The organism is uncultured Mycobacterium sp. (assembly GCF_964249325.1).
Taxonomy (GTDB): domain Bacteria; phylum Actinomycetota; class Actinomycetes; order Mycobacteriales; family Mycobacteriaceae; genus Mycobacterium.
The window spans coordinates 10933-12216 of record NZ_CAXUCH010000127.1 but is presented as its reverse complement, the minus strand read 5'-3'; the positions used below and the strand labels follow the sequence as shown (position 1 = coordinate 12216).

The following is a 1284-nucleotide window of genomic DNA, read 5'->3' as shown; positions in this document are numbered from 1 at the left end:
CCCTCAGCGCCGGGCAACTACCCCCACGTGGTCACCCTGAATGCCTCCGAACAGACCTCAGCGGCCCAGCCGCGCCTAACCCAATGTTTCCCAACCTCGTCGGGAACCTCAGGGCTATCGCCAGGACTGTAAGCCACACCATCGTGAACTACCCGAAACGGTTGCGATACTTTTACTTTCATGGCTAGCTCGTCGGTAGTCCGGTGACAACACAGATCGCGCTGGCTCGTCTCACACCCAACCCGATGCGTTCCTCACAGCGGAAGGATATGAAGTTCTGAGTCCACTCGGCGTCGCCGTATGGGTTGGTTTGGATGAACATTCCCCACCGCGTCCAGGCGAGCAGCGATTGTGTGGTGTCGAGCACGATGGCCAAGCCCGCCGGGATCATGGTGTTGGCGACGACGGTCACGCCCCACAGCGTATTGACTTGGCCCGTCGCTGGGTCGGGCGCCAGGAGGTAGCTGTAGAACGTCGTCTTCTGGCGCCGCAACGCATTCCAAGTCGTTGGATGCATCGCCACCAAATCCGCTGTGGCGTACGCCGGACCGACCCGTAAATCGTTGAAGGCCAACTGGATTGCGTCGAGCGGCGTGTCGCTGCCGGTCGCGCGGGTCAGGACACCGCTTACCGCCAGAACGCCTGTCATGCCGGTGGGGCCGCCAGCCGTGCCACCATTGATAACCAGGTTCGTTTCGGCATTGATCAGCGCACGCGAAAGCTCGGTGGGCACAAACCCGGCGAAGTATTCGAAGTCGCTTAACGCCTCCATGCTCACTGATGCCAGCGCGGCGATCTTGACCGGAGTGATGATGTGTGGGGAAAGCTGCATTCCTACATCGACTTTGGTGCCCAGCTCTGGGGTTACTTGTGCGGGACTGGCATTGCTGTCATGAGATAGGTATTCCAGCGCAGGGACATCGGCGGTAATCCCCGGCAGATGGGACCAGAATCGGTCCGGCTCGTAGGGCAGGTTCAGCGTCAGCGGGGGCTGGATCACCGCCGCCAAGCCACCGAAACCACCTTCGCTGATCGCGCTCTTGGAGCGCACACCGTAGCTGCCGATGTCCTTGGTGGCGACGCCGCCGACCTCGAAGCGGTAGGGCTGCTTGTGTCGGGCTGCCTCAAACATGCCCTTTAGATGTTCTCGGCTGGCGTGCAGCGGGCTTGGTGGCTGCCATTTCGGCTCACTGTGGCCATAGCCGGCATCTGTGCTCGCGCTCTTGGTGCGCGCGAAAGGGAAACCACCGCCGGGCGTGTTGTCGTAGTCGCCCGGATTGCCGT

At 61.7% G+C, this 1284-nt stretch carries 1 protein-coding gene; it reads right to left on the bottom strand.

What is annotated here, in order from left to right:
- Window positions 1-184 precede the first annotated feature (184 nt).
- Window positions 185-1132 carry a phage major capsid protein gene (locus ACFE99_RS15905; RefSeq protein ID WP_375486919.1) on the bottom strand — a complete coding sequence of 316 codons (948 nt, stop codon included), beginning with the start codon at window positions 1130-1132 and terminating at the stop codon, window positions 185-187.
- Between the last annotated feature and the right edge of the window lie 152 nt (window positions 1133-1284).